The organism is Streptomyces sp. NPDC048436, assembly GCF_043200355.1.
GTDB lineage: Bacteria > Actinomycetota > Actinomycetes > Streptomycetales > Streptomycetaceae > Streptomyces.
In genome coordinates, this window is sequence record NZ_JBICXP010000018.1 from 97,344 (window position 1) to 105,161 (window position 7,818).

4 protein-coding genes are annotated in these 7,818 nt (G+C 68.8%); all 4 read left to right on the top strand.

Going from position 1 to position 7,818, the window contains the following annotated elements; genetic code table 11:
* Positions 1–56 precede the first annotated feature (56 nt).
* The 4 genes from ACGFX9_RS37525 to glgB are packed head-to-tail and all read left to right on the top strand — an operon-like array spanning position 57 to position 7,731.
* Positions 57–2,351 carry a maltotransferase domain-containing protein gene (locus tag ACGFX9_RS37525; protein WP_393484162.1) on the top strand — a complete coding sequence of 765 codons (2,295 nt, stop codon included), beginning with the start codon at positions 57–59 and terminating at the stop codon, positions 2,349–2,351.
* The gene (gene treS / locus ACGFX9_RS37530) at positions 2,348–4,093 is read left to right on the top strand and encodes a maltose alpha-D-glucosyltransferase (RefSeq protein WP_393484147.1); all 1,746 of its coding nucleotides are present in this window, start codon (positions 2,348–2,350) and stop codon (positions 4,091–4,093) included. The genes ACGFX9_RS37525 and treS overlap by 4 nt, the downstream gene beginning before the upstream one ends.
* A gap of 13 nt (positions 4,094–4,106) precedes the next feature.
* A complete protein-coding gene (locus ACGFX9_RS37535) occupies positions 4,107–5,447 on the top strand; it encodes a maltokinase (protein ID WP_393484150.1) in 1,341 nt (446 codons plus the stop codon).
* A gap of 37 nt (positions 5,448–5,484) precedes the next feature.
* Positions 5,485–7,731, top strand: a complete 2,247-nt coding sequence (gene glgB, locus ACGFX9_RS37540) for a 1,4-alpha-glucan branching enzyme (RefSeq protein WP_393484165.1) — start codon at positions 5,485–5,487, stop codon at positions 7,729–7,731.
* The last annotated feature ends 87 nt before the right edge of the window (positions 7,732–7,818 follow it).

Below are 7,818 nucleotides of genomic sequence, written 5' to 3' on the forward strand. Positions count from 1 at the left end.
CGGCACCAGCCAGGTGCACCGAGGGCGCCCCGGAGAACGAGAAGGTGACCGGCGTGATGCTGCTGCCTGCCAGAGGAGAGGTCGCGCGGTATCTGGATCAGTACCGGGCGTGGGAGCGGCGCTTGCTGGCCGATCCCGCCGACCGCGTGGTGCGGACGCGCTTCGAGAGCACCGCGTACACCCTGTGCGTGCTGATGGGTGAACGCACGGCGCGGCTCGCGGCAGCCGCGGCCGAGCAGTACCTGGGCCTGCGGCCGATGGCCCGACCCCCGGTGTGCAAGAGCGAGAGCGTGCCAGAGGAGAGAGCGATGACCCGAGCTCCGCAGACGAGCCGGCCTCCGCAGGAGGCATCGGTCTCTTGCACCGTGCCCATCCTGGACGTCACTCCGGTGGTCGACTGCGGCCGGCGCCCCGCGAAAGCGGTGCCGGGGGAGACCTTTCAGGTCGAGGCCACCGTCTTCGGCGAGGGCGAGGAGCCGGTCGGCGCCGGCGTCGTGCTGCATGGCCCCGACGGACAGAGCAGGCCCCGCGTGCCCATGCGTGAACTGGCCCCGGGCACCGACCGCTGGGGCGCGGATGTGACACCGGACGCGCAGGGCCGCTGGACGTACGCCGTGGAAGCGTGGGCGGACCCGGTGGCCGGCTGGCGTCGCGCCGCCGAGATCAAGGTTCCGGCAGGCCTTGACGCCGAAGTGACGCTCGAAGAGGGCGCGCTGCTGTACGAGCGTGCCGCGGGCTCGGTGCCGGACGGCGCGGAGCGGCAGACACTCCTGGACGCCGCCGAGGCGTTGCGCGACGAGCAGGAGTCGCCGAACGCCCGCCTGGAGGCGGCGCTCACCCCGCGGGTGGACGACATCCTCACGCGGCACCCCCTGCGCGAGCGGGTCACCCGCTCGCATCCCTTGCCGCTGCTGGTGGAGCGGCCCCGGGCGCTTTTCGGGTCCTGGTACGAGTTCTTCCCTCGCTCGGAAGGTGCCGTGGTCCGCGAGGGTGCTCCGCCGGTCCCGGGAACCTTCCGCACGGCCGCCGAACGGCTCCCCGCGATCGCGGAGATGGGCTTCGACGTCGTGTACCTCCCGCCGATCCACCCGATTGGCAGCACCTTCCGCAAAGGACCCGACAACTCCCTCTCCTCCGGCCCGCAGGACGTGGGCGTGCCGTGGGCGATCGGCTCGACCGAGGGCGGCCACGACAGCGTCCACCCGGACCTGGGGACGCTGGAGGACTTCGACGCCTTCGTCCGCCGGGCGGCCGGTCTGGGTCTCGAAGTCGCCCTGGACTTCGCGCTGCAGTGCTCACCTGACCACCCCTGGGTGGAGAAGCACCCCGAGTGGTTCCGCCACCGAGCGGACGGCACCATCGCGTACGCCGAGAACCCGCCGAAGAAGTACCAGGACATCTATCCGATCGCCTTCGACGCGGACATGCCGGGCCTGGTCGCCGAGACCGTGCGCCTGCTGCGGTTCTGGATGGATCACGGCGTACGCATCTTCCGCGTCGACAATCCCCACACCAAGCCCGTCGTGTTCTGGGACGAGGTGATCGCCCGGATCAACGGCACCGACCCGGACGTCATCTTCCTCGCCGAGGCCTTCACCCGCCCCGCGGTCATGCGGGCCCTGGCCCAGGCCGGCTTCCAGCAGTCGTACACGTACTTCACCTGGCGGAACACCAAGCGCGAACTCACCGACTGCCTCACCGACCTCAGCGTCGAGAGCGCCCCGTACCTGCGCCCCAACCTGTTCGTGAACACACCGGACATCCTTCCCGGCTACCTCCAGGAGGGCGGACGCCCGGCCTTCGAGGTACGGGCGGTGCTTGCCGCCACGCTCTCACCGACCTGGGGCATCTACGCCGGATACGAACTGTGCGAGAACACCCCGGCCCGGTCGGGCAGCGAGGAGTACCTGCACTCGGAGAAGTACGAACTGCGCCCGCGTGACTGGGAGTCGGCCGAGCGGGACGGCCTCTCCATCGCGCCCCTCATCACCACGCTCAACGGAATACGGCGGCGCCACCGCGCCCTGCACCTCCTCAGGAACCTCCGCTTCCACCTGGCCGACAACGACGCACTCATCGTCTACAGCAAGCGCGACGGAGCGGACAGGGTCCTGGTGGTCGCCAACCTCGACCCTCATCACGCCCAGGAGTCCACGGTGTCCCTTGACATGCCGGCGCTCGGCCTCGACTGGCACGAGACCGTGCCGGTGCGCGACGAGCTGACCGGCGAGACCTATCACTGGGGCAGGTCCAACTACGTGCGACTTGGCCCGGGCGGCGCGCACGTGCTGGCCGTCGGCGCGGACCTGGGGGATGGACAACCGTTGATCGGAGGGTCACCCACATCATGATCGTCAACGAGCCCGTCCAGGACACCTTCGAGGACACACCCGCGAAGGACCGTGATCCCGAGTGGTTCAAACGCGCCGTGTTCTACGAGGTCCTGGTCCGCTCCTTCCAGGACAGCAACGGCGACGGCGTCGGCGACCTGAAGGGCATCACCGCCAAACTCGACTACCTGCAATGGCTGGGCGTCGACTGCCTCTGGCTGCCCCCCTTCTTCAAATCCCCCCTGCGCGACGGCGGCTACGACGTCTCCGACTACACCGCCGTCCTCCCCGAATTCGGCGACCTCGCCGACTTCGTGGAATTCGTCGACTCCGCCCACCAACGCGGCATGCGCGTCATCATCGACTTCGTCATGAACCACACCAGCGACCAGCACCCGTGGTTCCAGGCCTCCCGCACCGACCCCGAAGGCCCCTACGGCGACTACTACGTCTGGGCGGACGACGACAAGCAATACCAGGACGCCCGCATCATCTTCGTCGACACCGAAGCCTCCAACTGGACCTTCGACCCGGTGCGCAAACAGTACTTCTGGCACCGCTTCTTCTCCCACCAGCCCGACCTGAACTACGAAAACCCCGCCGTCCAGGAAGAAATCATCTCCGCCCTGCGCTTCTGGCTCGACCTGGGCATCGACGGATTCCGCCTCGACGCCGTGCCCTACCTCTTCGCCGAAGAGGGCACCAACTGCGAAAACCTCCCCCGCTCCCACAACCTCCTCAAACGCGTCCGCGCCGAAATCGACGCCCACTACCCCGACACCGTCCTGCTCGCCGAAGCCAACCAATGGCCCGAAGACGTCGTCGACTACTTCGGCGACTTCAAAGACGGCGGCGACGAATGCCACATGGCCTTCCACTTCCCCGTCATGCCCCGCATCTTCATGGCCGTACGCCGCGAATCGCGCTACCCCGTCTCCGAAATCCTCGCCAAAACCCCCGCCATCCCCTCCGGCTGCCAATGGGGCATCTTCCTGCGCAACCACGACGAGCTGACCCTGGAAATGGTCACCGACGAAGAGCGCGACTACATGTACGCCGAATACGCCAAAGACCCCCGCATGCGCGCCAACATCGGCATCCGCCGCCGCCTGGCCCCCCTCCTGGACAACGACCGCAACCAGATCGAACTCTTCACCGCCCTGCTCCTCTCCCTGCCCGGCTCACCGATCCTGTACTACGGCGACGAGATCGGCATGGGCGACAACATCTGGCTGGGTGACCGCGACGCGGTCCGCACCCCCATGCAGTGGACCCCCGACCGCAACGCCGGCTTCTCCTCCTGCGATCCGGGACGGCTGTATCTGCCGACGATCATGGATCCGGTCTACGGCTACCAGGTCACCAACGTCGAAGCCTCCATGTCCTCCCCCTCCAGCCTCCTGCACTGGACCCGCCGGATGATCGAGATCCGCAAACAGAACCCCGCCTTCGGCCTCGGCTCCTACACCGAACTGCCCTCCTCCAACCCGGCCGTCATCGCCTTCCTGCGCGAAGCCCCTCCGACAGAGGAAAAGGGGGACGACCTCGTGCTGTGCGTGCACAACTTCTCCCGCTTCGCCCAGCCCACCGAACTCGACCTGCAGACCTTCAACGGCCGCCACCCCGTCGAACTCATCGGCGGAGTGCGCTTCCCCGCCATCGGCGAACTCCCCTACCTCCTCACCCTGGCCGGACACGGCTTCTACTGGTTCCGGCTGACCGAACAGCCACGACGTCCGGCCGAACCCGCGGTATACCTTTGAAGGGACGTTCCTCATGCTGACGACGGCATCGCAGTCACCCGGCAGCCTCAGCCCTCCCCAACTGCTGACGTCGCTGGCCGGGCTCCTGCGCTCGTGGCTGCCGAAGCAGAGGTGGTTCGCGGGCAAGGGCCGGCCCGTGTCGGATCTGGCCGTTCTGTCGACGACGGAATTGCACCCCGGGTGCCTGCACCTGCTGATCCGCACGGGATACGCGGGCCAGCCCGATGACTGCTACCAACTGATCCTCGGCGTCCGTGAACACCTGCCGCCCCGGCTCCAGCACGCGGCCATCGGCCGCGCTGACGCGGGCCCACTGGCGGGGTTCACCGTCTACGACGCCCTTCTGGACCCGTGGTCGGCGAGGCTCCTCCTGGAACGTCTGCGGGTCCCCGGCGCCACGGGCCCCCTGCGCTTCGAACGCGACGTGCGGACCGTCGTGCCGGAGGGGCTCGCGCCCCGGCTCCTTGACGGCGAGCAGTCCAACACCTCTCTGGTGTACGGGGATTCCTTCATCCTGAAGCTGTTCCGCCGTGTCCAGCACGGCGTCAACCCGGATCTTGAGGTCCCCCGGGCCCTGGCCCATGCGAGCTGCGCCCGGGTGCCCGCCACCGTGGCGTGGTTCTGGACCACCGAGCCGCAGAAGATGACGCTCGGAGTGCTCCAGCCGTTCCTGCGCGGCGCGACGGACGGCTGGACGCTGGCACTGCAGTCCCTCGCCTCGGGCGCGGACTTCGGTGACGAGTCGTACGAACTGGGGCGCGCCACCGCGGAAGTGCATCAGGCGCTGGCCCTGGCTTTCGCGACAGAGCCCCTGGACCCGCGGGGCGGCGCCCGCCTTGCCGCAGCCATGACCGGCCGCCTGGAAGCAGCCGCCCGGCAGGTCGAGGGCCTCGTTCCGTACGTGTCCCGGCTGAAGGCGGCGTACGGCGCGGTCGCGGCGCGCGGTCCTGGCCGGACGGCCCAGCGGATCCACGGCGACCTGCACCTCGGGCAGGTGCTCCAGGCCGACGGACGTTGGTTCGTCATCGACTTCGAGGGCGAACCGGCCCGTCCGCTCGCCGAGCGGCGGCACGCCCAGGCCCCCGTACGCGATGTGGCGGGCATGCTGCGCTCCTTCGATTACGCGGCCCACACCCGCAAGCCCCGCCGATCCCAGTGGGTGAAGCGGTGCCGGGAAGCCTATTGCGCCGGATACGCCGCGGGGTCGCCGTGGGATCCGCGTGCGGAGGCCGCGCTCCTGCGCGCTTACGAGACGGACCGGGCGGTCTACGAGGTCCTGTACGAGGCCAGGCACCGTCCTGACTGGCTGCCCGTCCCCATGGCGGCGATCGCCCGCCTGGCAGAAGAGAGCTGAGACCGTGGACACCACCAAGACGTCCGCCCGTGCCCCCCTGGCCGCCGTCCGGACTCACCCCGTCACCGCTTCGCGCCCTCGCGTCCCCGAGGCACTCCTCGACGCGGAGGACGGACGGCGCCTCCTGTCGGGCACCCACCACGACCCGCACGCCCTGCTCGGCGCGCATCCGGTGCCCGGCGGCGTGGCCTTCCTGGTCCTGCGCCCCTACGCCCAAGCGGTGACGCTTGCCACCGACGGGCGCGACGTGAAACTGAACGACATGGGCGACGGCTTCTTCTCCGCCGTACTGCCGCTCGACGCGATTCCCGAGTACCGGCTGCGTGTGACGTACGACGGCCAGGAGACCGAATTCGAGGATCCCTACCGTTTCCTGCCCGCCCTGGACGAGTTCGACCTGCACCTGATCGGTGAGGGACGGCACGAGGAACTGTGGAAGGCGCTGGGCGCGCACCGGATGACCCACCAGGGTGTGCTCGGCACCCGCTTCACCGTGTGGGCGCCCCATGCGAGAGGGGTCCGGGTCTGCGGTGACTTCTGCCGCTGGGACGGAGCCGCCTACCCCATGCGTTCGCTCGGCTCGACCGGCGTATGGGAGCTGTTCGTCCCCGGCATCGACGAGGGCACCCTCTATAAGTTCGACATCACACGCCCCGACGGCACGCACACCTTGCGCGTGGATCCGATGGCCCGCCGTACCGAGGTGCCGTCGGCGACCGCCTCCGTGGTGACGGAGTCGTCCCACGAGTGGGCGGATGCCGCGTGGATGGCGCACCGCGGGGACCGCCCCGTTCACCGGGCCCCGTTCTCGGCCTACGAGGTCCACCTGGAGTCCTGGCGGCCCGGGCTGACCTACCGTCAACTCGCAGAGCAGCTCACGGAATACGTCACGGATGCGGGCTTCACCCATGTGGAGCTGCTCCCGGTGGCGGAGTACCCCTTCAGCGGCTCCTGGGGCTATCAGGTCACCGGGTTCTACGCCCCCACGGCCCGCCTCGGCACGCCCGACGACTTCAAGTACCTCGTCGACACGCTGCACCAGGCGGGCATCGGCGTGATCCTGGACTGGGTTCCCGCCCACTTCCCCAAGGACGACTGGGCGTTGGCGGCCTTCGACGGGGAGCACCTGTACGAACCCGGAGACTCGCGACGTGCCGAGCATCCCGACTGGGGGACCCTGACCTTCGACTACGGCCGCAAGGAGGTGCGCAACTTCCTTGTCGCCAACGCCACTTACTGGTGCGAGGAGTTCCACATCGACGGCCTGCGCGTCGACGCCGTCGCCTCGATGCTGTACCTCGACTACTCGCGTGAAGAGGGGCAGTGGGCACCCAACGAGTCAGGCGGCCGGGAGAACCTGGACGCGGTGGCGTTCTTGCAGGAGATGAACGCGACCGTCTACCGGCGCTGCCCCGGTGTGGTCACGATCGCCGAGGAGTCCACGGCATGGGACGGCGTGACCCGGGCCACCCATGACCTGGGTCCTGGCGGTTTCGGCGGGCTCGGCTTCGGCCTGAAGTGGAACATGGGCTGGTCGCACGACTCCCTGGAGTACATCAAGCGCGACCCCGTGCACCGCGTGTACCACCACAACGAGATGACGTTCTCGATGGTGTACGCGTACAGCGAGAACTACGTCCTGCCCCTGTCGCACGACGAAGTCGTGCACGGCAAACAGTCGTTGGTGTCCAAGATGCCGGGCGACTGGTGGCAGCGGCGCGCCAACCACCGCGCGTACCTGGGCTTCATGTGGGCCCACCCCGGCAAGCAACTCCTGTTCATGGGCCAGGAGTTCGCGCAGGGCGCCGAATGGTCGCAGGAGCACGGCCTGGACTGGGGCCTTCTGGACCCGGATTACTCGGCAGAACCGGACCACAGGGGTGTACTTCAGCTCGTCAGGGACCTGAACCGTGAGTACCGGGCGTCTCCGGCGCTCTGGGAGCAGGACACCGACCCGGCCGGGTTCTCCTGGATCACGGCGGACGCGGCAGAGGACAACGTCCTGGCGTTCCTGCGCTTCGCCGCGGACGGGACTCCGCTGCTTGCGGTGTGCAACTTCTCCCCGGTGGTCCGCCACGACTACCCGCTCGGCGTTCCGGACGCGGCCACCACCTGGCGGGAGGTCCTCAACACGGATGCGGGTCACTACGGCGGCGGCGATGTCGGCAACCCGGACCCGCTGAAGGCGGAACCCGAGGCGGCCCATGGCCGCCCCGCCTGCCTTCGCGTGACGCTTCCGCCGCTGGCCACGGTGTGGCTGTGCCCGGAGGCGAGGACTCAGTAGGCGGAGTCGACGTTGTCGATCGAGCCGTACTTGTCGGCGGCGTAGTTGGCTGCCGCGGTGATGTTGGCGACCGGGTCGGTGAGGTTA